Genomic DNA, 24,568 nt, shown 5'->3' on the forward strand with positions numbered 1-24,568 from the left:
GCTCCAGAGAGAGATCGGGAGCACAGCGTCAGGCATTAGCCGACGGCTTGGAATGTGTGCTTTATGGCGCGCTTACGTACTACCCAGGAGCAGATCATGGCAAAGTCTGGCAGTAGCAAAAGCGGTTCTGGATCTACCAGTAAAGGTGGGGCCGGCTCTAAAGCACAAGCTGTAGCAAACCTCCCCAGCAAGACCGGAGGGATATCCGGCGGAGATAAAGGGAATGCCCCGCTGGAGGCAGCGCAGGCCCCATTTTCTGCTATAACACCTACAGACAGTTCCAAGCGGTCTTCTCACCTAGCTCACCGGAGATCGATTGCCGACGCCGAGCGATCTCCGGCGAACAGTTCGCAGGTGAGTGAGCCAATAGTTAGGGATATGCGGCTCGGACGCTCGAAAATATATACAGCCTGTAATCAGAGCAAATTATTAGATATTGCGTCAACACCCAACTCAATACTCCTAATCGACAACAAAGGACAGTCGTTTGGTGAGAATAGACCAATACGGATATCCGTAATTTCCTGACGCGGGATCCAAGAAGAAAGTTTAGCTATATCTATGGATGTAATGCCTTGATTTGCTGGGAAAGCCACACTGTTTTTCTCAGAAAAATCAGATGCTTTAGTGGCCCAAAATACCTGAACTTGAATTTTTTCATTATCCGGACTGTTAGCGCATTTCAGGTCTAATAAGAGTTTTTCAGCGTACTTCGGCTGCACAGGGCTGGAAAGTTTGTAAATGACGAAGGGTCTGACTCCTGTTGTTTTATAGGAGCCCAAGCTATCCAGGATCGCGAGATCATTAGTATACGTTGCAATTCCCTGAGCATGACTGACAAACCCGCTTCTAGAATTAGAGATACGCATACAGTTTTCTTTATCGATGTACTTACTAGGAACAATCATTCGCCACGCATAGGGGTAAATTGGAATTGACGAATTGGATGTTTCATCAACAGTAGTGCTAGCACACATCTGCTCTGAAAAATCAAGCTGTGATTTTATTGGAAGCCCCGGAGAAGACCATTCAAAAATATAGCTATACCCATAAAAATACAGACTAATAAATGCAATCAAAAAAGAAATCCCAAGAAATTTCAGTTTTTTGCAGCTAACTATTTGACCTGCACAAATAATGAATAGCAAAACAACTAGAACATTTATCCCCATAAAATATCTATCAGGGAAAGTGGTTTTATAATTAGACAGCAGCAAAGTAAGTCCAGGACGCATCACAACAGTCGCAACGCTATAGAAAATAACAGTCAAAGATAAAAGCAAAATAAAGGATCTAGCATTTTCATTTACAGATCTAAAGTAAGAAACGACGACAAAACCTACAAGTAAAGAAAATGCAATCAGTGCTGTCGCATCAGAGATACTTCCATACCAAGGAAATAAAAATGGATACGTAATTGATCTAGCAATCAACACCTCAACGAGGCTACCAATAAAAAATCCGCTCTGTATCCCCCCAGCGCTACCCATTCTTGGGAGCAAAAAAAACAGAAGGATGGTGAGAGGCGCAACAAGTGATACACTCCTAAGGAGCAATGACCTTATATTAAACCCCTTTAAAAACTCTATTGATAAATACAAAAAACATACCGCAAATACAAACGGATTGGTTGCGGCGCACAATAGCAATAAAAAATCTATTAGCGCTATCTTGTACAATGCAGTAACTCTGTCTCGCCAAAAAAGCAACAAGACAGCAATTAGCGGCATATAGAAACCAACCTGCAAAGCCCTACCAATTATTTCATTCTGACTTGTTCCCAAAGGGATAAATATCACAGCAAAAAACGCAACAACCCCTAAAGCTGACGAGGAAACTCTCCTGACAGTTAAGAACGATAAAGTCGCCACCCCAGAAAAAAACAGAAAAGAAGTTACTGCTATAGCCTGCGGCAACAGGGCTAATGGGTTCCCAGAAAAAAGCAAACTTATTTTTGATGAGAGAAATAAGATGAGCGTATTTATAAATACAAAGTAATCATCCCTTGAGTTTATTAATGCGTGCCACCACCCCTCCCTTAAGGCTAGCGCAGACCAAGTGCCATCTTCTGCATACATCACAGGGTTGATTAAGGGATCAGGATTCCTTAAAAATAGAACGACCATACCAACTACAAGTAGCAACAAAGGGACTACGAGCTCGTATATTTTTTTTCTTTTTGTGATTTCATAAAAAGAAGAAATTAATTTCATTTATTATAAGATCCAAAGCACGCCATACAAAGAATCAAAAGTACGGAAAAATTACCTCTGATACTGCTTATCTTGGTCGGCACCTCTCCTTTAGGGTAACGCCTAACTGTCGCTAATTCGGCGCAGCGATAACCCAACTTCGGTGCTCTATACGAAAGATAGGCGAGCAGCTCGTAGGTCATGAACACATCGCGGAATATCGCCACTTTCGGGTCTAACAGTAATTTGCGGCTGTAGGCACGGAAACCCTGGGTGGTGTCTGTCCATTTAAAACCGGAAGACAGGCTCAGCATTGGCGCATGGATAAAGCGGATCGCGAAGTCTCGCGATTTAGGGGTGTTCTCTGCAACACCTCCCGAGACAAAGCGGGACGCCTGGACGAAGTCCACGCCTTGCTTGAGCGCGTCAATGAAGCGAGGTATGGCCTCAGGGTCGTCCTTGTCGTTACCGTCAATCGTGACGATGCCCTCATAGCCTTGGTCAAGTGCAAAGGCATAAGCGCAACGCAGTTGAGCGCTTAATTTTCCCGAAGCGGTTTTGAGCAGCAGTCCTCGCACGCCAACCTGTTGCAGCGCTTGCAACTCAAGCGAGCCATCTGTGGTGCCGCCATCCACGATAATGATATCGGCAATGCCGTGGATGTTGAGAGCTGCCATCCTGGCCAGCAGGCTCTTGATCCGTTCACCTTCATTGATGACCGGAATCACCACGCACCAAGGGTGCTGACGGCCGAGCCATAGCGGAGTTTCAAAGGCGGGTACTTGCCAGGTCTTACGCGCCGCAGACGTTATATCGGTAGGCATCATTGTGTTTACCATCAAGCGACGCGCGCTGTGATCAGCGCTACGCCAGCAATTACCAGTAGAATTCCCGCCCCTGTCGTCCAGTGGAAGGGTTCACGAAAAATCAGCACCGAAGACAACGCCACGGTCGCCACTGCCCCGGCGGTCAGCACCGGGTGTGCCACATTTAAAGGGAGGCGGGCCAACGCTGCGGCATAGAGTAGAAAGGCGCCACCGTACAACCCGAGGCCCAGCCAGAACGGCCAATTACTCAGTGCGCCCAGTGGGTCACTGAGAGACGGAAACTTGCGCGGCGGCATCATGGCCATCTTCACCAGCACGCTGGCGGAGGCATTGGAGAGAATCCCGACAAGCAGGATGAGCCACTTCATACGCGGCCCCCCACGCTATGCCTGCGGTAATGCTGGATCGCCACGTTCAGTGCTCGCTCGATCGAAACAGCATGCGGCTCATCCTTGGTCGCGAGCATCTCGATGGTCACGACAGGGTTGGGTAGATAGCGCTCCAGGGCCGTCACCATCAGTCCATGATCCGTGCTTCCATCCCCCAGAGGAAGCAGATTGGGCTCGCTGGCATGCACATGCCCGATAAGGGCGGCGCAGTCTTGCAGCACCAGACAAGGGTCTTCGCCATTGATGGCCAACGCGCCAGTGTCCAGTTGCATCCTGATGGCGGGATGATCGACCTGCTTCACCACCAGAGCCGTTTCAGCGCTGGTGGTCATGAAGTTGGCGCCATAACACGTAGGATTAGGCTCAAGGCAGATCGTCACACCGTGGGCCTGAGCGATGTCCCCCAGCTGTCTGAAGAAAGGTACCGCCACGTCCAGTGTTTCCTGGTCATCAAGCCCGGTGCGATCACGATTCTTTGGTGAGCCAAAAACCAGCCGCGTGGCGCCCAGCCCCGAGCCGATTCGGCACACGGCGTCCAGGTGTTTCAACAGTGCGCACTGGCTTTGGGCTGAACCAAATACATTCAGCCCCGTGGTGCCGAACAACAGCGCCTGCATCCCGGTGATGTCGATGCCTCGCTCGGCCCACCAGTCTTTGACTTGAGTAATCTGCTCATCCGTAGCGTTGGCGGGAACAGGAAAATACTTGCCGGGTGCGACATCAATCGCATCAATCGCAAAGCGCTGAAGGAGCGTGGCGATGGCTTCATCTTCTGCGGTGTCCCACGCAATGTTGGAAATAGCCAACCTCATATTTTCGCTCCCGCATCGACTTTGATCGTGAGCGGCTCGGACTGAGCGTAGGTCCTGACCGCCTGCACCGTTTCACGGGCGCTGTACTGATAGCGCCCGGCGGCTCCAAACACGTGAGCGTGTTTGGACTGCATGTCGTAGGTTGCTGCCGGGGTAGCCAAGGCATTCGTGAACGGCCTGCCGAACCCCCGTTGTGACACATCCGCCACGCTGATCGGCTCTGCGGTGAGGTGAACCAACTTCAAACCGGCGTTCAGCGCGGTTTGAATGTCGTACCAAAGATTGACCATCGGGTAAAACTGGAAGACCCCGCGGCTATCGATGGCCTGAAGATTGTTGTCATTCAGAAAGTCGAAGATCACGTTCTTACGCAGACCAGGCCCGACAAGCCCAGGCAGACGGACGATCAAATGATTAGGGAAATGGCTTTCGACAAACTTCTCCAAGAGCCGACGATGCAGGCCATAGGCGTGCAGGTCCGACTCATCGACAGGGGTATCCTCATCAACGCCCATGACGGTGCTGAAGACATCGACCGTGCTGATCAAAATGAAGGTGTTGCACTGAATGGTTTTCAGGTGGGCGATCAGGCCCTCGATTTTCTGCCGATCCGCTTCAGGTTCGCGGTTGGCCATCCACTTTTGAGCGGGGGCGCCTGCGCAGACGACGGTATCGAATAACTTTCCATTTATATCGCCAATATTTATTGATCGATAAAGTGATGTGAAGGCTTGCTGCTTTAGAAGCGTACTGCCAACAAATCCTGAAAAGCCAATAAGTGAGTTAGCCATTCACTGCTCCAAATTTGGATCGTTCTTGGTCACTGATGCTGAGGAAAATTTCAGCATCAAGCGTTTCAAGGACATCATAAATATTGTCAATTTTCCCACCCAGCACTGAATAGCATCCCGGCAACTCTGCGTGCTTTTCAAAAAGGATCGGCCTCCCATCGTCACCCTCATTTTTCACAAGAACGGTTTTGACTTCGAACAGCGAGTCGACGTGTTTGGCTTTCAATACATCGGGGATATATCGTCCAACGTCTCTGACCATCCGATCCACACGGGTTGCCTGTTCGTAATTCCGGAGCCTTTCGTAAGGATCGATGCCTTGCTGGTCATTCCAGTGCAGGTGTGGCGTATAGCGAACATGGGACAGCGTATGTAGTCCGCGAGCAGGAAACGGCATCATCGAGAAAAAAGGGCCATCCATCACGGTAATGCCCAAGCCGTTCAGTGATGAGGGCACCTGCATCAGGGCCATTTCTGTGATTTCTTGCTTGAGACCGGTTTGTACCCCTGGGAAATCGCCTTTGAACTGATTAAGGCCACTGTAAGTGCAGTTGAATACATAACGGCAGGAAATCAGCTCCTGGCCCCCCTGTTTTGTTTCGGCAATGACACGTAACTGCGTATCCGCATTCGGCCCTTTCGAGATCGAGGTCACCCGCGTTTCATAGCAGACCTGCACACCGCTTTCTTTCAGTTCTCGTTCTGCCCAGCTCGCAAGTTTTGTCGTGTCGAATGCATATTCCTCGACCAGGAACACATCTTCGATCAGACGAGGTTCAAACAATGCCTTTAATTCCGGATCGGCTGACTGAATACTCGCCCCAATGTTCCGGCAAAAACGCTCAAATTGCTTGGCCGTGACCTTTGAGTTTCGCCGGGCAATGGCATAGAGCTTGGTGAAGTCTTGCTTAACGGCTTGTGGCCAATCGCGCACAAATTTAGGCAGGTTAATCCGGCTTCGATAGGCTGTAGTGAAGCTGCGAGGGTAATGATAGCCGTTGTGCACACGCGCTTGGTTGTTATAAGAAGCACGCATCAGCAGCGCCGGCTCACGCTCAACCAGAATGATGCGCTTAAATCCTCGGAGCTTGGCCAGATACACAGCAATAGCAGCACCATAAAACCCGCCGCCGATTATCACGGCATCCTGGGTTTTATCCAGACTCGACATCAGGAAGCTCGTTCGCTTGTTCGGGGAGTCATCTCAGCTGGAGTTGACGCAACCCCTTCAATATTTAGCTTCTCTAGGCGGGTCATTCGGGCACTGGTGAACTCTTGGGCAACATGATAGAGCGGCCCCTCATTCGATAGGCTGGCCATGTTCAGAATGTATTCGCCCAATACCAGCAGAACAAGTGATATCAGGAAAAACATCCCCGACTGCTGGAGAGAAAGACTGATCCAGCCTGGTGCAACATCAGTTTTCAAAATACCAATCGCAATCACATAAACGCAGTACAACAGGTTGGCAGCCGCGCCGAACACCGATAGCGATGTCACCAGACGCATCGGAGCCCGGGTGGTCGATACCAGTAACCTTATGCCTCGGTCGAGGCTGTCTCCCAATAGCTTGACGCGCGACGCCTTCGGTGTTGCGCTGTAGCTGAGATAAGCGCGTGCAAAACCAGCTGTTGCAGGGAGATGGCGATAAGTCATCGCGGGCTGTGGGTGCTGAAGAATGAAATTGATCACCCGTTTGCTCAGGATGCGGTATTGCGGCGCTTCTTTGGCAAGGTGGACGCCGTTGAATGCGTTATAGAGCCAATGAAAGATCGAGTAACCCGCTCTGTAGCGAAGACTCTGCGCTGGCTTTTGCTCATTATGGGCAAACACCACATCCGCACCACTGACCGCTTGGTTAAGCATCTCTGGGACAAACTTGATGTCATCAGCCAGAGGATCGATAACGGCCACAAAGTCGCCCAATGCATTCTCCAGCCCGACCCATGAGGCGGTGTCCGCATCCACTTCCTTGGTCAGCGCATACACCTGTAGATTGGCCAATCCGCTTTCGCTGGTCAGATTTTTTAAAACTAAAATGCTGTCATCATGCGACGCATTATCGACGACGATCAATTCATAATCACCGACGATTGGAGTAATCACCGTCGCAGCGTCAGATAGGATTTTTTCAATATCTTCGGATTGATTACGGATAACGAACACCACGGACAAAAAACAAGTGAAATATGCCATTTTAAATTCTCTTAGATTCTACTGTCCAGAAAGCCGGGTCATAGTTTCAGTCGCAAAACTGAACTAGAAACGGCCATGCAGGCAACAGGTCGAAACGCCGGACGATACCGTTGAGATCGACAACGAGAGGAAAGAGCAAAGGCAGTCACGAAAGCTCGTCCCTGTGCGCTGGCCAAGTGAGGCTTTCCCTGCGAAGTGAATCTACGAAAACAACAGCCGGCTTTAGCAAAAGCTACCAAGAGGCCGGCATACTTTTAGCCGCGCGCAAAAGTATCACGAACATCACTCTTTTTAATGGTAAAACCACCAGATGCATCTGGCTCGCTTGCCAGCAGGCTGGCCATTACACGTTTGGCCACTTCTGTAGTTGAGCCTGTGACTCTGCTCTGGCGACGCATTCGGACGCTGTTTTTGCGCAAAGTTCGACTCGATTTTAGCGACAAGGTAACTCTCATTTGGCCCAGTAGTGCAGGCCTGGCGGGTCGAAAAAATGAACAGGCCGCATTCATTGGTAGCTATTTTAGGTGGTCACCTGCTTATAGCCCGAGACGCATAGCTGTTGCTGGTCCCTAATTGAAGTCGGGAGCAATACTAAGGGTACGGGATAGCTTATGAATAAAGCAGATCCGCCCGCGAGTAAGGTGAGGGCGTTACTGGTATAACCCCGCGAGCGAAGAAGGTACGAACGGCGTTTTTTTTCAGCATACCATGGTCATTAGTCTGGCTCAATGAACCGCTGATGACTTTGGTACGGACGTATTATGGAGCTTGGCTATCTCCTTGACCCAAAAGCGACGGTAGTCCGATTGATCAGGTGACAACGGCTGTTGATTCGACCACTGATGGGCACGGTTTAGCTCGGCCCGATAGGCCTTCCACTCCATTTCATTCGCGGTTTCTTTTGCCCTGCGCTCGTCATCAAACCAGCCAAGGACATAGGCTTCGCCTTGATCGCGACCGTGTTCAACCAGCAAATAAATATTTTCCATAAGCTTCACCCTGCACCTACAAAATACGTTCTATGGCCCATTTTGGGCTCGCAACCGCTTTATCGGCAACCGGCAGTGAAGGTTTAGGTAGCAATAGCGCGCCGCAATGGCGTTCTCTGACCTGCCCACGAGCGCTGAAAGATGGACGGCAGGCGTGGCTGCCACTGCTGATGAGTTCAAGGAGGTTGCAGAAGCTGAAAGCTAGTGTCCTGTCTTTGAAATAAGTTTCTAACCCTAGCTATGCTTATGTGGTCAGTCAGTGCTTGGAGTGATCACATGAACTTTCAGGACATCGTGCTCAGTGAAGACGAACAAATTGAACTGAGTCGGCGCAGAAGATCAGCCACGATCAGTCAGCGCGACGGTCGTCGGGCGCGAGTGATTTTGCTGGCCGCTCAAGGTTGTTCTCGTAACGAGATTGCCCAGTTGACCGGTCTTTCGGTTGTTTCAGTTACACGCTGGTGCAAGCGTTTTCAAGAGCTGCGTCTGCAAGGTCTGGTGGATCTGCCCGGACGAGGTCGCAAGCCATCCTTGCCGGCCGAAGCGTTTAAGCGAGTCATTGAGCAAGTGATTCAACCGCGTATCGGTCAACCTCGCTGGAGCTGTCGAAGCATGGCGCGAGTCGCCGGTATTTCACCGGCCAGCGTCCAGCGTATATGGGTCGCCAACGACATAAAGCCGCACCTGACACGCACCTTCAAACTGTCCAAAGATCCAAACTTCCAAGAGAAATTCTGGGACGTCATTGGGCTGTATCTGGATCCGCCGGATAAGGCGTTGGTGCTCTGTTTCGATGAAAAAAGCCAGGTTCAGGCCTTGGAGCGCACCCAGCCGGGACTGCCTCTGGGGATCGGTCATATCCGTACGCAATCGCACGATTATGTCCGCCATGGCACCGTCACCTTGTGCACTGCGCTGGATTACTTTCAGGGATGCTTGATCAGTTCCATCGAGTGCCAACACCGGCATCCAGCTCGTGGATGAACATGGTTAAACGCTTCTTTCGCGATATCACGGTATATCTGCGTGACGGCAGTTTCAGTTCGGTTCGCGAACTGGAAAGCTCGATCACCACGTTCCTGGCACTGCGAAATGCGCAGCCGACTCGCTACGTCTGGAACGCCAAGAGGGAAGATATTTTGAACAAGATACACCGAGCCCGTGAGGCAATGGCCTCCCAGGCATGAGGAACTTTATTTATGAGACTGCACACTAGAATCTGATCTTTGATGAGACGGCGGATCACATGATTGGTTACGCCCAATTGCGTGGCCGCTTCGGTCATGGTTACCCACTCGCCATTCTTCTGCGCCGAATGATAGGCACGTATTCCATGCACTCTGCGAAGTGAACTGACGCGGCTCGCGTTCCACGTTTTCCCTTGCCCTGAGCGCATTCCCATACGGTTCAACGACGCAGCAATGTCTTGATCTGACCATCGCCTGCCATACTGCTGATCATCGCGAGCGCCTCATCTGGTGTGCGACAGCCATGCTCGCCTGATTTTGGCTTTCGTACTCGCAACTGTGAGTGCTGACCTCCCTGCCACAAGCCTCGTCGGCAGAAGACTTCGAAGCCTTGCTGCCATGGAACTGCTCGCCAGAGATGCCAAGGTAAACGTAAAGCCCATCTAACGGTATGTGGGGTTTATGGGTCGCTTACTTTCGAAGACCGTTATGGGCGACTGGCGAAGTAGGTTCGCTGCCTGGCACTGATCGGGGAAGATACCTGCTGAAAGGTATGCATATTTAGTGGGCTAGGGCGCGGAAAAAAACGCGGGATGTTCTTTGAGCCAGTCAAGCCAATAACTTGACTGGTTCAGGCTGAGTCTCGTTGTTTGACTGCTGTGAGCTCGCCCCAGCGTTTCGACTGTTGCGTTTGCCGCTCCATATGAGGCTAAGGGCGATAAACGTGCCGACTACTGACATAGCAGCCCAGCACAGAAAAAACGTGACCATGTATTGCTCCTGATTCGGTATGTCTTTGTCCGAACAACCGCGGATTTGAGCTTTTTTGCTGGGCGTCAAAAAACGCCTGAACTAAATTTACCTCTAAAATTAAGTTGTTCAAGTTTAAGTCCGTTATTTTTGTCGTCAAAAAAACGGCTTTTGTTTGTTTTTTTTGGAGCTGTTGTTGTGTGGCTGCCGGCAAGTTGACGTTTTTATATTTTGGCGATTTTTTGGCATTTATTTAAATGAGTTATTTCATAGAGATAGAACGTATAAATGTTGGATTGTCGTGCTTCGACAGAATTACGTCGCTCCACGCAGAATAAGCATGGGTTTGAAAAATAATTGTTTCAAATGAACCTTATCGGCGCTTTAGGACGGAGCCGATGCTCGCTATGGCTTTGCATGCGCGATCAAATATTCGGTAACGCTTCGGTTTTTGACGGGGGGCGACGCTCGGCTACCTTTGAGAGGCAGCTTCGGAAAGCTGCTCTCACCCTGGATAACATGGAGCGTCACTTATGCGTACTTCTGTCCTCTCGTCCTTCTTGTTTGCCTTGTTCACCACTGCTTCGGTCGCTGTGAGTGCAGCGCCTGTTGCGGAGGTTTCAGCGCCGGTCCCTGTCAGTGCCCCAGCCATGATGCAGGCCGAGCAGGGCGAAAGAGTCAATCTCAACACTGCGGATGCCGAGATGCTTCAGCGCGAATTGGCTGGAGTGGGTGAAGCCAAGGCCAAAGCCATCGTGGCTTACCGTGAAGCCAACGGCGAGTTTGCGTCGATTGATGAGCTGCTTGAGGTGAAAGGCATCGGCAAAGCGATCCTTGAAAAAAATCGCGACAAGGTCAGCCTTAACTAAGCAGGCGTTGGTGGATGAAAGGCCGGTCTTTTGACTGGCCTTTTTAATGGGTGATGACTTGTCTGTGAATCGACTGTGCAGCAGTCGCAAAGTGGCTGGATTCACCACAGCAGGAAGGTCGTGCCGACCTTATCGCAGACAAGTCAGCTCCTACGCCCCCCCGGCAGAATCTGGTCTCTGTAGCACCTTGACACGTTTGATGTCGGTCGACATATAATCTAGAAAATTACGGTCGTAATATTAAATGTATCTTCCGCTACGTGGCCTTCAGCGCCCAGGAGAATTGCAATGAGCACCTTGAACGCAAAAGGCACGGCCCTGATTACTGGCGCTTCTTCTGGTATCGGCGCGACTTATGCCGACCGTTTCGCCAAACGCGGCTACGATTTGTTGTTAGTTGCACGCGATCTGGATCGCCTCGAATCCTTGGCAACGCGACTGCGCAGCGAAACGGGTGTAAAGGTAGAGGTCGTGAAAGCGGACTTGACCGATACCGCTGATTTGCTGAAGGTCGAGCAGCGTTTGCGGGGCGATGCGTCTATTTCGCTGTTGCTCAATAACGCAGGTGTGGCGTTGGCCGGTACGTTGGCCGAGGCGGATTTGCAGGGGGTGGATCGTATGATTCAGCTCAATGTGGTGGCGTTGACGCATTTGGCGTCGGCAGCGGCGCAGGGGTTTTCCACGGCTGGGCGCGGCGCGATCATTAATGTGGGTTCGGTGGTGGCGTTGATGCCTGAGCGGTTCAATGCGGGGTATGCGGCGACGAAGGCGTATGTGCTGAGTCTTACCCAATCGTTGAATGCGGAGATCAGTCCGCTGGGTGTACAGGTTCAGGCGGTGCTGCCCGGTGCAACGCGTACTGAGATCTGGGCGCGTAGCGGGGTGGATGTGAATACGTTTCCACCGGAGATGGTGATGGAGGTCGGCGAAATGGTGGATGCTGCGCTGGCGGGTTTTGATCAGGGCGAGTGGGTGACCATTCCTTCTCTGGCGAATGCAGCGGACTGGGAGGCTGCGATAGCGGCCCGTGCTGCGCTGGGCCCTGGTTTGTCTTTGAGCAGTGCGGCGGCTCGTTACAAAGCTCCGGTTGCTTGAGCGTCTATTTTAAAGTCGAGGGTTATTGCATGAGTGAACGCCGAGTCGTAGTGACGGGCATGGGCCTGGTATCACCTTTGGGCAGTGGCGTAGAGGCGGTGTGGCAACGTCTGTTGGCGGGCCGTTCCGGGATAATTCGGTTACCGGAAGAGGTGGTGGCGGATCTGCCTGGCAAGGTCGGTGGCGTTGTGCCGTTGATCGCCGATGACGCCGAGGCCGGGTTCGATGTGGACGCTGCTGCGCCTCCTAAAGAGCAGAAGAAGATGGACCGCTTCATTCTGTACGCACTGGCGGCGGCCAAGGAGGCGGTGGCGCAGGCGGGTTGGGTTGCTGACAGCGAAGAAGCTCAGGAGCGCACGGCGACCATCATTGGTTCTGGCGTGGGTGGTTTCAGTGCGATTGCCGAGGCGGTTCGGATCACGGACAGCCGTGGCCCGCGTCGTTTGTCGCCGTTCACGATCCCTTCGTTTCTGGTCAATCTCGCCGCTGGCAATGTTTCGATCCAGCATGGTTTCAAGGGGCCGCTGGGCGCGCCTGTGACGGCGTGCGCGGCGGGTGTTCAGGCGATTGGCGATGCGGCGCGGATGATTCGTTGCGGCGAGGCCGATATTGCGGTCTGCGGCGGTGCTGAGGCGGCGATTGATCGCGTGAGTCTGGGCGGATTTGCGGCGGCGCGGGCGCTGTCCAGTGCGTTCAATGACACGCCGGAACGTGCGTCGCGTCCGTTTGATCGTGACCGCGATGGGTTTGTGATGGGTGAGGGCGCAGGGATTCTGGTGATTGAGTCGCTGGAACATGCGTTGGCGCGTGGAGCTAAGCCGATTGTCGAGTTGGTGGGGTATGGCACCACGGCTGATGCCTATCACCTGACCGCGGGGCCGGAAGATGGCAGCGGGGCCCGGCGCTCGATGCAGGCGGCGATTCGTCAGGCGGGGATTCAACCTTCCGAGATCCAGCATCTCAATGCGCACGCCACGTCCACGCCGGTGGGCGACAAGGGCGAGATGGCGGCGATCAAGGCGGTGTTTGGTGATCAGGCGTCGATTGCCGTGACGTCGACCAAGTCAGCCACCGGGCATTTGCTCGGCGCGGCAGGCGGGATCGAGGCGATTTTTACGGCATTGGCGATTCGCGATCAAATTGCGCCAGCCACCCTCAATTTCGACAATCCCGATGAAGCGGCGCAGGGCCTGGATATCGTCCACGGCGCGGCACGGCCAATGACTATTGAATATGCCTTGTCCAACGGGTTCGGGTTTGGTGGGGTCAACGCGAGCGTGTTGTTTCGGCGTTGGCACGATTGAGGGGGTGATCGTCGGCACCGGACGGAAATAGATTCTGCCCATAGTGGGAGCTGACTTGTCTGCGAATAAGCCCGGCACGGGCTTCCAGCGATGGTGAATCCAGCCATTTTGCGACAGCTCCAGTCGGACGCGACCCCGGGCCGATTCGCAGACAAGTCTCCCACGGCCTGTCGGCCAGAAGCGGCGGGTGTGTAAGTGAATAGTCAAGCGGTGGCTTGCTGCTTAAGCCACTCACGCGTGGTGTCGAGGATTTGGTCGGATAGCTCTGGATCATTTGCGCTGCGCGACAGTAGCAATGCACCGACCAGGGTCGAGAGGATGACGATGCTTTGCTCGCGGGCACGGGTTTGGTCGGGCAGGGTGTTTTCGATGGATTTGAGCCGTGACTGGATAACTTCATCGGTCGTCGGACTGGCCTGTCCGCGTTGGCCCAGCTCCGCAGACATGGTCGGCAGCGGGCAGCCTTCATCTGGCGAAGCACGGTGCTCTGACGACAGGTAGCTGTCTATAAAGGCTACAAGCGGGCTTTCCTCTGCGAAAAGATTGTTGCAGTGATCGGCAAGATCGTCGGCCGCCTTGCGCAGGGATTGTTCGACCAGGTCATCTTTGGACTTGAAGTGAGCATAAAAGCCGCCATGGGTCAGGCCCAGGGCTTTCATCAGCGGTTGCAGGCCCGTGGCGCCGATGCCATCACGCCGAAAGCGCGCAGACGCTTCATCGATGATCCGTTGATGAGTTTGGGCTTTATGGTCTTCCGAATAGCGCATTACTGGAGCCTCCCGTTTAGGGCTCGTGAGATGGTGTATGTCATTTTCACATGGATGCGCAACATGCCGCATCAAACATTCACTGGACAGTTGCCCGGCTATCAGTTGATTGCAGAGAGTGTTCGGTGATCGGACAGTCGTCTGTTGTTTACTCGGTATCTCCAGTACCCTCTTGATAGTGCCAATGCCCGGATCTTCCGGGCACTGTGAGCAACTATAAAAACAAGATGGGTGTGCGGTGTATGCAAAGCCTTCTGCTTAACGAAAAGAGCATGGTGTTTGAGCGCGCCGACCCTTACGCGGTGTCGGAATACGTCAATCAGCACGTCGGTTCCCACTGTATCCGGCTGCCTGCAACATCAAGGCCGCAGGCCAGCCTGAATCACACTAAATTCGCCAGTCTCGACCTGTGCCGGATCAGTTATGGCGCCAGTGTCCACGTGACGTCTCCCGCGCTTGAAACCATCTATCACCTGCAAATTCTGCTGCGGGGTCAGTGCCTGTCAAAATCCTATGGGCAGGAGCATTACTTCGCGCCGGGCGAGTTGCTGTTGATTAACCCGGACGATCCGGTGGACTTGATGTATTCCGCCGATTGCGAAAAATTCATTCTCAAGTTGCCGCTGCCTTTGCTTGACCTGACCTGCGCCGAGTTGCGCTGGCATAAGCCAAGCGAAGGCATTCGTTTTGCCTCCAATCGCCATAATCTGGCCGAGCTCGATGGTTTTATGAGCCTGTTGGGGTTGGTCTGTCAGGAAGCGGAAACGGACCTGGTGTTGCCTCGGGTTCGTGAGCATTACACCCAGATCATTGCGAGCAAACTGCTCTCGCTACTGGGTACCAACGTCAACCGCGAGACGCTTGACGTGCAGTCCGCGCCATTCGAACGACTGGCCCAGTACATTGCGCAGAACCTCAAGCAAGACATCACCGTCGAGTCACTGGCGCAGTTGAGCCACATGAGCATTCGGTCGCTGTATGCGCTGTTCGAACGCCATGCGGGTACCACACCGATGAACTACATCCGCAGCAAGAAGCTTGAACGTATCCAGGCCAGTTTGTCCGACCCGAGTCACGGCGTGCGCAACCTGACTGAAATCGCTCTGGATTATGGCTTCCTCCATCTGGGTCGCTTCGCCGAGTACTACAAGAATCAGTTTGGTGAATTGCCGTCGGTGACATTGAAACGCCGCTGACTCTCTGTGGGAAATGCTGCGCTGCCGTGCTTGCTGGAAGCCCGTGGCGGGCTTATTCGCAGACAAGTCAGCTCCTACCTATCAAAAGCATTGTGTCAGACCATTCAACGAGCCCTGTCAGGCACACCGCGTTGCGGCTTTCGCAGACAAGGCCGCTCCATATCCTGCCAAGGTTATTTGGGCCCCATTATTGTGCTCAGCGTCTCAGGCGATGGTGCGCCTTGTTGCTGTTGCAGGTGGCCTTGGTCGTCGAGATAGAAGATGGCCGGGGTGGCGGACAGTCCCAGGTCGGTCATTAATTTCAGGTTGGCGTCGAGCTTGGTCTGGATCTCTTTCGGGATGGTTGCCAAGGGTTTGAGCGGGCTGCTTTTGCCAGCGCTTTCGTGAGCGTTCAGCGCGGTTTCGGGGGATTTGTCGGCCAGGAGCGTGGCAGATTTGGCGGCGCTGTCTTCGCGGATAATACCGACCATGATGTGCCGCAACTGTACTTTGCCAGCCTTGACCCACGGTCGCGCCTGTTCCCAGAACATGTTGCAGTAAGGGCAGTTCGGGTCGCTGAACAGGTAGATCACTCGGGGCGCGGTCTTGCTGCCGTCGGCGATCCAGGTGCTGTTCTCCATCTTGTTCCAGACTTCCTTCGCCATCGGCGCATACACCAGCTTGTCCAGCGGCGCCTTGCTCAAGTCTTTGCCTTTTTCGTCGTACAGATTGCCGGCCAGCACATGTTTGCCATCCGGTGTCAGGTAGAACGCCATGCCTTGGTTCTGATACTCGGCGGCATACCCACGCAGGCCATCCGGGGCATCGAAACTGCCGACGATGCGTGCGCCCTTGGCTTCCAGCGCCCGGATCGGTTCGGGCCATGTTTCGGCGTGCAGCAGCGAGCTTTGCAGGGCGATCAGGCTGATGGAGACGGCTAAAAAGTGACGGGGTAATGTCATGGGGTAGTCCTTGAGCGTGAAGAGGGCGCATCGCTGTCGACGCTATCGAGGTAGCGCGCCAGGCTGGCGTTGGACAGTTCGCCGAGGTGGCTGCCACGCAGGCGGCCATCGGCGGTATAGAAAATGGTGGTAGGCAGGGCCATGGAGCCGACGCTTTGCGCCAGTTTGCCGCTGCCATCGAACAGCACGTTGCGCAGATGCAGGCCTTGAACGGCGATGAAGCCAGCGACGGTCTGCTGGCTTTCGGCTTGGTTAACGAACAGGAAGACCACGTCCTCGCGTTCTGCCTGTGCCTTTTGCAGCACCGGCATTTCCCGGCGACACGGCGGACACCACGTTGCCCACAAGTTGATGACCAACGGTTTACCTGTGTAGTCGGCCAGTTGCACCGATTCTCCGGCGGCATTGCGCAAGGTCATCTGTGGCAGGCGCGCGCTTTCCTGGTAGATGCTCAGGCCCATGGTTGCCAGCAACCAGAACAGCAGGCCGCTGCTCAAGCCCAGGCCCAACGGTCGACGCAATGCGTGCTGACGCCAGCCGCGCCAAAGGCCGCCGAGTATCACTGCGAGCACGCCGGGCCAGATCAGAAAGCCACCGTCGCGAATGTCGATGATCTGCCAGAGTTCTTCGCGGAACTGTGGCCAGTAAGCGATCACAAACCCCAGCCGCGCGACGAGTAGACCGAGCACGAACAGGCTGAAGAGCGCTGATTCGGGATTGACGCCGCCACGTTTGGCGACACGCCAGCCGACCAGGGTTGCCAACCCAAGGGCGACGATCAACAGCACGTGGTTCATCGCGAGGGCGAACGGGCCAATCGAGACACTTAACATCAGCCACGCTCTCGTGTTACTTGCCAGTGTTGCAGAAAAGGCTGGGCGTCCACCTCGCCAGTGATGCGTCGGTCACGCCGCTCTTCGCCCGTTGGACTTATCCACAGCAGGCTCGGCGGCCCCGGTACTTGATAGCGACTGAGGAGTTCGCGGCTGGCGGCGTTGTCGGCAGTGACATCCAGGCGTAGCAGGCGTACCTCTTTCAATGCAGCCAGCACCTCGGGTTTTGCGAACACCTGTTTCTCCATGACCTTGCAGGACACGCACCAGTCGGCATAGTAGTCGAGCAACACCCATTGACCTTGCGCCTTTGCAGCGTCGAGTTCGCGCTGAAGGGCTTCGGGTTCATTGACTGTGGTGAACGCGCTATGTTCAACGGCGTTCTGCACTGCTGGCCCCTGCGTGGCGTTGTACACCTGCAATGGACGCAACGGATCTTCTGCGCCGCCTGCTGCGCCGATCAGCATCAAGGCTCCCCAGAGCCCCATCACCAGTCCGCCGGGGCCGAACAGGATCGCGGCGCGTTTGAGTTGCCGGGCCTGCATCACAGCGGCATAGGCCGCGACCAAAAGCAGAACACCGCACCCCCCGACCCACAGCGCCTCATCCAGCAGCGGTCGCACCATGATTAACGCGGTACCAAGGAACAGAAAGCCGAACACGCCTTTGAGCAGGTTCATCCAGGCGCCCGGTTTCGGCAGGAAGCGATTGCCCACGGTGACCAGCAGCAAGAGCGGCACACCGATGCCCAGGCCCATGGCAAACAACACCAGACCACCGTCCAGCGCATTGCCGCTTTGTGCGATGTAGAGCAACGCGCCAGCCAGCGGCGCGGTCATGCATGGGCCGACCATCAACCCGGACAAGGCACCCAACACCCCGGCACCGACCAGACTCCCGCCTTGACGCTGGCGCCCGGCACTTTCCAGTCGGTCACGCAGGGCGGCAGGCAGTTGCAGTTCGAAAAGGCCGAACATCGGTAGCGCCAGAATGACAAACAGCGCGGCGAAACTGCCGAGCAACCAGGGTTGTTGCAACAGCGCTTGCAGGTTGGCGCCCAGCAACGCGGCCAGTACACCGAGACCTGCGTAGATCAGCGCCATGCTCAGCACATAACTGCTGGCCAGGGCGAGCCCGCGTTTGGGGCTCGCACCACTGCCGACCACGACGCCGGCCAGAATCGGCAACATCGGTAACGAGCAGGGGGTAAAGGCCAGGAGCAGGCCCAGGCCAAAGAAAATCAACAGGCTCCAGCCGAGTGCACGTTGCTGCAGGCTGCTCGCCAGTGCCTGGTCCGGCGCCTGGGAAATGCCTGGATTGACGTCGCTGTTGCCGCCCAGGTCGAGCACTTTGTTTTGCGGTGGGTAGCACAGCCCGGCGTCGGCGCACCCTTGCCAGCTCAGTTTCACTTGCCCGCTGGCGGAGGCGGGGATCAGTAGCGCCAGGGTAGTGCGATAGACCTCCTGTTCGCCAAAATACTCATCGCTGTGGGCCTCGCCTTCAGGCAGCGCGGGCCTGTTTTCCGGCGACAAGCCCTCGAATTTCAGTCGCTGCTGATACAGGTAATACCCTTCACTGATACGCCAGTGCAGGCGCGTCTCGCCCGAGGCCAGGCGCTCGGAGCTGAATGTAAACGCCTTGTCCGCTGGCAGAAAGTCCGCCTGAGCGAAAGGGTCGGTGCTCGGGAGTGCCAGGGCCAGGGCGGGTATCAGGTAAAAGATAAACAGCCAAAAAATCCGCATGAACAAAAAGCCTTGAAGTGACAGGTGGGGCAAGGATGCGGCCTGTCGATTAAGCGAGCGTTAATGCCAGAGCGCGAGCACCGTCTTCAGCGCTGCGGAGTCTCTTACCGGGATGGGTGGACACGGGATCATTAATCGCGGGTTAATCGTGTTCTGCTTTAATGGCTTTTTTTTTCCCGAGTCCACCATGCACGTATTGCTCTGCGAAGACGATGACTTGATCGCCAGCGGCATTGTCGCGGGCCTTAATGCCCAAGGGCTGACGGTGGATCATGTCGCCACGGCGGCGGCTGCGCGGGCGATGGTGCTGGCGGCGCAGTTCGATGTGCTGATTCTCGATCTCGGTTTGCCCGATGAAGACGGCCTGATGCTGCTGCGCCAGTTGCGCCAGAACGGTCTTGAGTTGCCCGTGCTGATTCTCACGGCGCGGGACACGGTGACTGATCGGGTCGCCGGTTTACAGGCGGGGGCTGACGATTACCTGCTCAAACCCTTCGATCTGCGCGAGCTCAGCGCTCGCTTGCATACCCTGATCCGTCGGGTGGCGGGGCGCTCGGTGAACCTGATCGAACATGGCTGCCTGACTTATGATCCCAGCAGCCGCGAAACCCTGCTGGCCGGGCAGCCGGTGGACCTTTCCCGTCGCGAACAGGCGCTGTTGCACGCCTTGTTGCATAACCACGGTCGGGTGCTGTCGAGCGAGCAATTGAAGGACAGCGTCTATGGCTTCGGCGATGAAGTGGAGAGCAATGCGCTCAACGTGCACATCCACCATCTGCGCCGAAAGCTGGGTCACACAATCGTCGAAACTGTGCGTGGTTTGGGTTATCGCCTCGGTCCAGCGGATGCCAAGAGCACCGGCCCGGAGGCGCCATGATGAGTTTAAGGGTGCGCCTGAGCCTGATTCTCGGGTCGGTGTTCGTGTTGATCTGGGCCCTGGCGGCGGCCTGGATGCTCTGCGATTTGCGCAGCCAGATGATGCTGTCCCTCGACCAGCGTCTGGGCGCGTCGGCGCACATGGTTGCCGGTCTGCTTGAGCAGTTGCCGACGCCTGGCAAAAGTGACGGCACGCCTCTGAGTGCCGAGCAACTGGGTATTCCCGGTGGGCTCGCGTGCCAGGTCAGCTCGCTGCGGGGGGAGGTGCTGGTGCGCAGTCATGCCGACCCCGATCAGGCCCTCGACGCCCAGCAGTCGGGCTTTCACGATCAAATGATCAATGACGAACACTGGCGCAGTTTCACCCTGACCCAGGGCGATCTGCGCATTACCACGGCAGATCGGCAGGCTGAACGCGACACCCTCCAGCATTCCATCTTGCTCGCGGCGTCGGTTCCTGTGGCGGTGGCCTTGTTCGGTAGCCTGGCGTTGCTGTGGCTGGGCATTGGTCAGGGTTTGGCGCCGCTCAATCGAATGCGCGATGCCTTGAGGCGGCGCAGTGCGGATTCTGTAGAGCCGCTGCACGTCCCCGATCTGCCCAGCGAACTGCAGCCGTTACTGGACACCCAGAATCAATTGTTCCAGCGCATCGCCCAGACCCTTGATCGCGAGCGCCGCCTGACCGGTGACGCCGCCCACGAACTGCGCAGCCCGCTGACCGCTATCAAAACCCACCTGCAAGTGGCACGCATGACCGAAGGCCCGGTGCGGGATCGCTCATTGGCCCACGCGGAAGAGGGTGCCGACCGTCTGCACCGAACCCTGGAGCAATTGCTGTTACTGGCCAGGGTGGAGGGCAGTCTGTCGTTTGATGATGGGGTGCAGTGCAGCGCTGAAGAGGTTGCGCGGTTGGCCATCCACGACGCTAGCCTGGGCGACAGTTCGAGCATCGAGCTGCACATGCCGAAGAATCTCTCTCGCGCGGCGGTGGAGATGCCTGCGGTATTGGCCGTCGCCGCGTTGCGCAATCTGCTGGATAACGCGTTGCGCCACACGCCTGCCGATGCACAGGTCGAGCTGAGCCTTGAGACCGATGCGCATACTGCCTGCTTCCGTGTGCGCGACCATGGCCCTGGCATTGCGAGCGAGGACCTGGCGCACCTCACCGAACGTTTCTGGCGCAACGGTAAAAGCCCTGGAAGCGGCCTGGGCCTGGCCATCGTGCAGGCCATTGTTCAGCGCTGCGCTTGCTCCCTGACATTCGACAGCCAACCTGATGGTTTGCGCGTAGAGCTGCGTGCGCCACTGCGGAGCAATCAGGCGGAGTAGCCCCCCGCATTGATGGATCAAGGCTCAGGCCCGGGCCTGTTGACTCGGGTCAAAGCCTGTTGGCGGGTGTGCTGCTATTCTGCGCGCAGTAGCTGGATGCTCGCGGTGTTGCGGACGTCTGTCTGAATCAGGTCATGAAGGATCAGTGGGGATGGACATGAACGCACCCGAGACCGTGCCGGCGCAGCCTGCGGCCCGCATCAAATTCCCTGTGGGGTTGGTGGTTGCCGTGCTGGTAATGGTGGGCGTGCTGCTCTTGCCGTTGCCGACCGACTTGCCTGTCGCAGGCCACCGGATGCTGGCGATTCTGGCATTCGCCGTGGTTGTCTGGATTACCGAGGCCGTGTCGTACGAAGCCAGCGCGATCATGATTACCTCGCTCATGGCGTTTTTGCTGGGGACTGCGCCGACGCTTCAGGACCCTTCGGTGATTTACGGCTCTTCTGCCGCGATTACCATGGCGCTGACCGGGTTCTCCAATTCCGCACTGGCGCTGGTCGTGGGTGCGCTGTTCATCGCCGCGGCCATGACCCATACCGGGCTGGATCGGCGCATAGCGCTGGTTACGCTGTCGCGGATCGGCACCAGCACCCGACGCATCATGCTCGGCGCCATCGTGGTGACGATTTTACTGAGCCTTGTGGTCCCCAGTGCGACGGCGCGCAGTGCCTGTGTCGTGCCCATCATGATGGGGGTCATCGCGGCGTTCGGTGTGGATAAACGCTCGAATATCGCCGCTGCGATCATGATCATCGTGGCGCAGGGCACCAGCATCTGGAACGTAGGGATTCAGACCGCCGCCGCGCAGAACCTGCTGACGGCCGGCTTCATGGACAAAATGCTGGGTCAGCGCGTGGCCTGGATCGACTGGCTGATTGCCGGCGCTCCGTGGGCAATCATCATGTCCGGTGTGCTGATGTTCCTGGTGCTGAAAATGCTCCCGCCTGAAAGCGACAGCATTCCCGGCGGCAAAGAGGCGGTTGCCAAGTCGTTGGCCGATATCGGGCCGATGACCGGCGCGCAGAAACGTCTGTTGACCGTCTCGATACTGCTGCTCCTGGTCTGGGCCACCGAGGGCAAGCTGCACAGCTTCGACACCACCTCGACGACCTATGCCGGGCTGGTGATACTGCTGCTGCCGCGCTGGGGGATCATGACCTGGAAGGATGTGCAGTCGCGAATTCCATGGGGCACGGTGATTGTGTTCGGGGTGGGGATCAGCCTCGGCACAGCGCTCCTGACCACCCATGCGGGTCAATGGCTTGGCACTCAGGTGGTCAGCCATACCGGCCTGGACCAAGTGGGCCCGCTGGGCGTCTTCGCAATCCTCGGGGCGTTTCTGATCTTGATTCACCTGGGTTTCGCCAGTGCGACCGCGCTGACCTCGGCCATGTTGCCGATCCTGATTGCCGTGCTGCAAACCTTGCCCGGCGATTTCAATCGACTGGGCATGACCATGCTGCTGGGCTTCGCGGTCAGCTACGGCTTCATCCTGCCGGTCAATGCACCGCAGAACATGGTGTGCCTGGGCACGGAAACCTTCACCGCCAAACAATTCGCCCGTGTCGGCCTGGTTGTGACGCTGATTGGGTACCTGCTGATGCTGGTGTTCGGCGCGACCTACTGGAAGTGGCTGGGCTGGATGTAAGGGTTTTTCGCGAAGCGTTGCATTACTCGTTGGCATGACTAGCGGACTGAGCGGTTAATTCATGTATCTACCGATGACGATATCTGGAGGCGGGAATCGAAGGGTTGAGCGACCTGCCGCGCAGCGGCCAGCCACTCAAACTTGGGCCCGAAAAAATCAACGAAATACTGACACTGACCACCCGGCGTGTACCCCAGGAAGCCACTCACTTGAGCGTTCGTTTGCTGGCCAAGTATGCGCGGGTTACCACGTGGCAGGTTCGGCAGGTCTGGACCGCTTCCGACCTCAAACCTCATCGTCTGAAGACCTTCAAAATCAGCAACGACCCTCATTTTGCCGACAAGGTAGTCGACGTGGTCGGGCTCTATCTGAATCCACCGTATAACGCCCTGGTGTTGTCGGTTGATGAGAAAACCCAGATCCAGGCGTTGGATCGCACCCAACCGATGCTGCCGCTACGCCCAGGTCAAGTTGAACGCCGGACGCATGATTACAAACGCCATGGTACGGCGAGTCTGTACACGGCTTTCGACATCATGACCGGCCAAATAATCGGACGTATTACCCAGCGCCATCGAGCCTGAGCATTCAGCCAAGCCGTTCAAGTGGAATAGAACGGCTGAGGCCACCATTAGCTCGGTGCATAAGGCGAAGTTGAGCGTGATAAAAAATAAATTAATGGACTAACCGCTCAGGCCACTAGCAGCGGCCGATTGCCGCAGGCAGCGCCGCGCAGGGAGCATTTGCAGGCTTGGGCTCTGCTGCAAACCCAAGCCAGCACACGCTCCAACAGGCTGCTTCACTCATAGAGCCCGCGGCCTTTGTTTTCTACATTGTCCGTGACGCGCCGGAGCGGACAAGCGTAACAATCTGTATGATGGCAACATGATACCTATTCATTCTTTTGTGCAGGCCATCGATCTCGAGCGCGAAACCGGTCTTAGTAAGGACCTGTTGCGCAAGTGGCGTTCGCGTTACGGCTTTCCGCACCCCATCCATCAAGAGCCGGCCGGAAGCGGCTATCCACGCGAGCAGATCGCTCAGCTGTGCTTGATCAAACGCTTGCTGGACGTCGGTTTCCGTCCGGCGCAAGTCGTCGGCAAGCAATTGGCGGAGTTGGAGCGCCTGGCCCAGGCCGTCGCTGTTTCCTCCTTCAAACCCGCTTTGTGTCTCTCCGCTCAAGCCGCACTCGAGCGGCTGCGGGTGGACGACGTCGACGGGCTGGAAAAAAATCTTGCGCAGGCCCTTATCGAACAGGGCCTGACCGGTTTCGTGCAGCAGACGGCGGGGCCTTTGATGGCGGCCGTTGGCGCTGGCTGGGCTTGTGGCGAGATCCAGGTCTATCAGGAGCATTTGTGCAGTGCCGTCCTGATGCGTCTGTTGTTCGCCGCCATCAGCGCGATAAAACCGCTTCCCGGTCATCCGCGTATCCTGTTCGCGACACCGCCCGAAGAGCTCCATGTGCTGGGGCTGCTGATGCTCCAGGCGGTACAGGCTGAGCATGGCGCCCACTGTCTGCATGTGGGGACGCAATTGTCCCTGAACGAACTCGACAAGGCGGCCCGTGCTTATCGCGCCGATATAGTTGCGCTGTCCTTCAGTGGGGCCTACCCGCAACGCCGCGTCCGTCCTTTCTTAATCGAGTTGCGGGCGCGCCTGCCCGATGCCGTACAGCTCTGGACGGGGGGGGCGGGTGTCGCGTCGATCAAGCGAGCACCTGCTGGTGTACGGGTCTTTTCCGGCGCTTTGCAACCCGTTGAGTTTTTCCCGGGCCGAGCCGGGTCTGCAACTGTTGTTTCCTTACCCGGCACATCGTCTGCCGTCTGTCTGTGAGT

20 protein-coding genes and 2 pseudogenes are annotated in these 24,568 nt (G+C 55.8%); 10 read left to right on the forward strand and 12 right to left on the reverse strand.

The annotated features are described in order from the left end of the window. Window positions 1-416 precede the first annotated feature (416 nt). From QN399_RS22050 to QN399_RS22085, 8 genes are all read right to left on the reverse strand, one after another. Complete coding sequence (locus tag QN399_RS22050; protein WP_330201637.1) at window positions 417-2,213, reverse strand: hypothetical protein; 1,797 nt, start codon at window positions 2,211-2,213, stop codon at window positions 417-419. Next, entirely contained in the window at window positions 2,210-3,016 is an 807-nt protein-coding gene (locus tag QN399_RS22055; protein WP_330201679.1) for a glycosyltransferase family 2 protein, read from the reverse strand. The genes QN399_RS22050 and QN399_RS22055 overlap by 4 nt, the downstream gene beginning before the upstream one ends. A gap of 14 nt (window positions 3,017-3,030) precedes the next feature. Continuing rightward, the gene (locus tag QN399_RS22060; protein ID WP_219060389.1) at window positions 3,031-3,387 is read right to left on the reverse strand and encodes an EamA family transporter; all 357 of its coding nucleotides are present in this window, start codon (window positions 3,385-3,387) and stop codon (window positions 3,031-3,033) included. After that, window positions 3,384-4,220: a TIM barrel protein gene (locus QN399_RS22065; RefSeq protein WP_330201638.1), complete on the reverse strand. Its 837-nt coding sequence runs from the start codon at window positions 4,218-4,220 to the stop codon at window positions 3,384-3,386. Before QN399_RS22065 ends, QN399_RS22060 begins: the two co-directional genes overlap by 4 nt. Beyond that, window positions 4,217-5,011 carry a pyridine nucleotide transhydrogenase gene (locus QN399_RS22070; RefSeq protein ID WP_330201639.1) on the reverse strand — a complete coding sequence of 265 codons (795 nt, stop codon included), beginning with the start codon at window positions 5,009-5,011 and terminating at the stop codon, window positions 4,217-4,219. Before QN399_RS22070 ends, QN399_RS22065 begins: the two co-directional genes overlap by 4 nt. After that, window positions 5,004-6,182, reverse strand: coding sequence for an FAD-dependent oxidoreductase (locus tag QN399_RS22075; RefSeq protein WP_330201640.1), 1,179 nt, complete (start codon window positions 6,180-6,182; stop codon window positions 5,004-5,006). The genes QN399_RS22070 and QN399_RS22075 overlap by 8 nt, the downstream gene beginning before the upstream one ends. Next, the gene (locus QN399_RS22080; protein ID WP_330201641.1) at window positions 6,182-7,207 is read right to left on the reverse strand and encodes a glycosyltransferase; all 1,026 of its coding nucleotides are present in this window, start codon (window positions 7,205-7,207) and stop codon (window positions 6,182-6,184) included. The genes QN399_RS22075 and QN399_RS22080 overlap by 1 nt, the downstream gene beginning before the upstream one ends. Window positions 7,208-7,932: 725 nt before the next feature. Further along, complete coding sequence (locus QN399_RS22085; RefSeq protein ID WP_330201642.1) at window positions 7,933-8,196, reverse strand: hypothetical protein; 264 nt, start codon at window positions 8,194-8,196, stop codon at window positions 7,933-7,935. A 276-nt stretch (window positions 8,197-8,472) separates the two neighbouring features. On the opposite strand from QN399_RS22085, the pseudogene QN399_RS22090 reads away from it, so the two are divergent. The 4 genes and pseudogenes from QN399_RS22090 to fabF all read left to right on the forward strand — a co-directional run bounded on the left by QN399_RS22090 (window position 8,473) and on the right by fabF (window position 13,401). Next, a pseudogene (locus tag QN399_RS22090) lies at window positions 8,473-9,383 on the forward strand (IS630 family transposase). A 1,283-nt stretch (window positions 9,384-10,666) separates the two neighbouring features. Beyond that, window positions 10,667-11,002, forward strand: coding sequence for a helix-hairpin-helix domain-containing protein (locus tag QN399_RS22095; RefSeq protein ID WP_330201643.1), 336 nt, complete (start codon window positions 10,667-10,669; stop codon window positions 11,000-11,002). Window positions 11,003-11,290: 288 nt separating this feature from the next. Continuing rightward, window positions 11,291-12,097 carry an SDR family oxidoreductase gene (locus QN399_RS22100; protein WP_330201644.1) on the forward strand — a complete coding sequence of 269 codons (807 nt, stop codon included), beginning with the start codon at window positions 11,291-11,293 and terminating at the stop codon, window positions 12,095-12,097. A gap of 29 nt (window positions 12,098-12,126) precedes the next feature. Then, entirely contained in the window at window positions 12,127-13,401 is a 1,275-nt protein-coding gene (fabF, locus tag QN399_RS22105; RefSeq protein WP_330201645.1) for a beta-ketoacyl-ACP synthase II, read from the forward strand. A gap of 203 nt (window positions 13,402-13,604) precedes the next feature. On the opposite strand, the gene QN399_RS22110 is transcribed toward fabF, so the two are convergent. Beyond that, the gene (locus QN399_RS22110; protein ID WP_330201646.1) at window positions 13,605-14,168 is read right to left on the reverse strand and encodes a TetR/AcrR family transcriptional regulator; all 564 of its coding nucleotides are present in this window, start codon (window positions 14,166-14,168) and stop codon (window positions 13,605-13,607) included. Window positions 14,169-14,410: 242 nt separating this feature from the next. Here QN399_RS22110 and QN399_RS22115 point away from each other — a divergent pair, with 242 nt between their 5' ends. Next, complete coding sequence (locus tag QN399_RS22115; RefSeq protein ID WP_219061682.1) at window positions 14,411-15,364, forward strand: AraC family transcriptional regulator; 954 nt, start codon at window positions 14,411-14,413, stop codon at window positions 15,362-15,364. A gap of 173 nt (window positions 15,365-15,537) precedes the next feature. Here the strand turns inward: QN399_RS22115 and dsbG are convergent, their stop codons facing one another. From dsbG to dsbD, 3 genes are read right to left on the reverse strand one after another with little or no spacing between them, the layout of a single operon-like run. Next, window positions 15,538-16,305: a thiol:disulfide interchange protein DsbG gene (dsbG, locus tag QN399_RS22120; RefSeq protein WP_330201647.1), complete on the reverse strand. Its 768-nt coding sequence runs from the start codon at window positions 16,303-16,305 to the stop codon at window positions 15,538-15,540. Further along, complete coding sequence (locus tag QN399_RS22125) at window positions 16,302-17,138, reverse strand: prolipoprotein diacylglyceryl transferase family protein (RefSeq protein ID WP_330201648.1); 837 nt, start codon at window positions 17,136-17,138, stop codon at window positions 16,302-16,304. The genes dsbG and QN399_RS22125 overlap by 4 nt, the downstream gene beginning before the upstream one ends. Further along, a complete protein-coding gene (gene dsbD, locus QN399_RS22130) occupies window positions 17,138-18,880 on the reverse strand; it encodes a protein-disulfide reductase DsbD (protein WP_330201649.1) in 1,743 nt (580 codons plus the stop codon). Before dsbD ends, QN399_RS22125 begins: the two co-directional genes overlap by 1 nt. Before the next feature lie 187 nt (window positions 18,881-19,067). Between dsbD and QN399_RS22135 the strand changes: the two genes are divergently transcribed. From QN399_RS22135 to QN399_RS22155, 5 genes and pseudogenes are all read left to right on the forward strand, one after another. Continuing rightward, window positions 19,068-19,757, forward strand: coding sequence for a response regulator transcription factor (locus QN399_RS22135; RefSeq protein ID WP_330201650.1), 690 nt, complete (start codon window positions 19,068-19,070; stop codon window positions 19,755-19,757). Beyond that, window positions 19,754-21,085, forward strand: a complete 1,332-nt coding sequence (locus tag QN399_RS22140) for an ATP-binding protein (protein ID WP_330201651.1) — start codon at window positions 19,754-19,756, stop codon at window positions 21,083-21,085. Before QN399_RS22135 ends, QN399_RS22140 begins: the two co-directional genes overlap by 4 nt. 157 nt (window positions 21,086-21,242) lie before the next feature. After that, a complete protein-coding gene (locus QN399_RS22145) occupies window positions 21,243-22,733 on the forward strand; it encodes a DASS family sodium-coupled anion symporter (RefSeq protein WP_330201680.1) in 1,491 nt (496 codons plus the stop codon). 68 nt (window positions 22,734-22,801) lie between these two features. Further along, window positions 22,802-23,420: pseudogene (locus QN399_RS22150) on the forward strand (IS630 family transposase); the annotation flags it as partial. A gap of 198 nt (window positions 23,421-23,618) precedes the next feature. Further along, window positions 23,619-24,566, forward strand: a complete 948-nt coding sequence (locus QN399_RS22155; RefSeq protein ID WP_330201652.1) for a MerR family transcriptional regulator — start codon at window positions 23,619-23,621, stop codon at window positions 24,564-24,566. Window positions 24,567-24,568: the final 2 nt, after the last annotated feature.

Origin of the sequence: Pseudomonas sp. 10C3 (assembly GCF_036346185.1) — a bacterium.
Classification (GTDB): Bacteria; Pseudomonadota; Gammaproteobacteria; order Pseudomonadales; family Pseudomonadaceae; genus Aquipseudomonas.

Coding starts and splice junctions, on each gene's coding strand:
- QN399_RS22050 (WP_330201637.1), bottom strand. CDS start 2,213: ATGAAATTAATTTCTTCTTTTTATGAAATCACAAAAAGAAAAAAAATA.
- QN399_RS22055 (WP_330201679.1), bottom strand. CDS start 3,016: ATGCCTACCGATATAACGTCTGCGGCGCGTAAGACCTGGCAAGTACCC.
- QN399_RS22060 (WP_219060389.1), bottom strand. CDS start 3,387: ATGAAGTGGCTCATCCTGCTTGTCGGGATTCTCTCCAATGCCTCCGCC.
- QN399_RS22065 (WP_330201638.1), bottom strand. CDS start 4,220: ATGAGGTTGGCTATTTCCAACATTGCGTGGGACACCGCAGAAGATGAA.
- QN399_RS22070 (WP_330201639.1), bottom strand. CDS start 5,011: ATGGCTAACTCACTTATTGGCTTTTCAGGATTTGTTGGCAGTACGCTT.
- QN399_RS22075 (WP_330201640.1), bottom strand. CDS start 6,182: ATGTCGAGTCTGGATAAAACCCAGGATGCCGTGATAATCGGCGGCGGG.
- QN399_RS22080 (WP_330201641.1), bottom strand. CDS start 7,207: ATGGCATATTTCACTTGTTTTTTGTCCGTGGTGTTCGTTATCCGTAAT.
- QN399_RS22085 (WP_330201642.1), bottom strand. CDS start 8,196: ATGGAAAATATTTATTTGCTGGTTGAACACGGTCGCGATCAAGGCGAA.
- QN399_RS22095 (WP_330201643.1), top strand. CDS start 10,667: ATGCGTACTTCTGTCCTCTCGTCCTTCTTGTTTGCCTTGTTCACCACT.
- QN399_RS22100 (WP_330201644.1), top strand. CDS start 11,291: ATGAGCACCTTGAACGCAAAAGGCACGGCCCTGATTACTGGCGCTTCT.
- fabF (WP_330201645.1), top strand. CDS start 12,127: ATGAGTGAACGCCGAGTCGTAGTGACGGGCATGGGCCTGGTATCACCT.
- QN399_RS22110 (WP_330201646.1), bottom strand. CDS start 14,168: ATGCGCTATTCGGAAGACCATAAAGCCCAAACTCATCAACGGATCATC.
- QN399_RS22115 (WP_219061682.1), top strand. CDS start 14,411: ATGCAAAGCCTTCTGCTTAACGAAAAGAGCATGGTGTTTGAGCGCGCC.
- dsbG (WP_330201647.1), bottom strand. CDS start 16,305: ATGACATTACCCCGTCACTTTTTAGCCGTCTCCATCAGCCTGATCGCC.
- QN399_RS22125 (WP_330201648.1), bottom strand. CDS start 17,138: ATGTTAAGTGTCTCGATTGGCCCGTTCGCCCTCGCGATGAACCACGTG.
- dsbD (WP_330201649.1), bottom strand. CDS start 18,880: ATGCGGATTTTTTGGCTGTTTATCTTTTACCTGATACCCGCCCTGGCC.
- QN399_RS22135 (WP_330201650.1), top strand. CDS start 19,068: ATGCACGTATTGCTCTGCGAAGACGATGACTTGATCGCCAGCGGCATT.
- QN399_RS22140 (WP_330201651.1), top strand. CDS start 19,754: ATGATGAGTTTAAGGGTGCGCCTGAGCCTGATTCTCGGGTCGGTGTTC.
- QN399_RS22145 (WP_330201680.1), top strand. CDS start 21,243: ATGAACGCACCCGAGACCGTGCCGGCGCAGCCTGCGGCCCGCATCAAA.
- QN399_RS22155 (WP_330201652.1), top strand. CDS start 23,619: ATGATACCTATTCATTCTTTTGTGCAGGCCATCGATCTCGAGCGCGAA.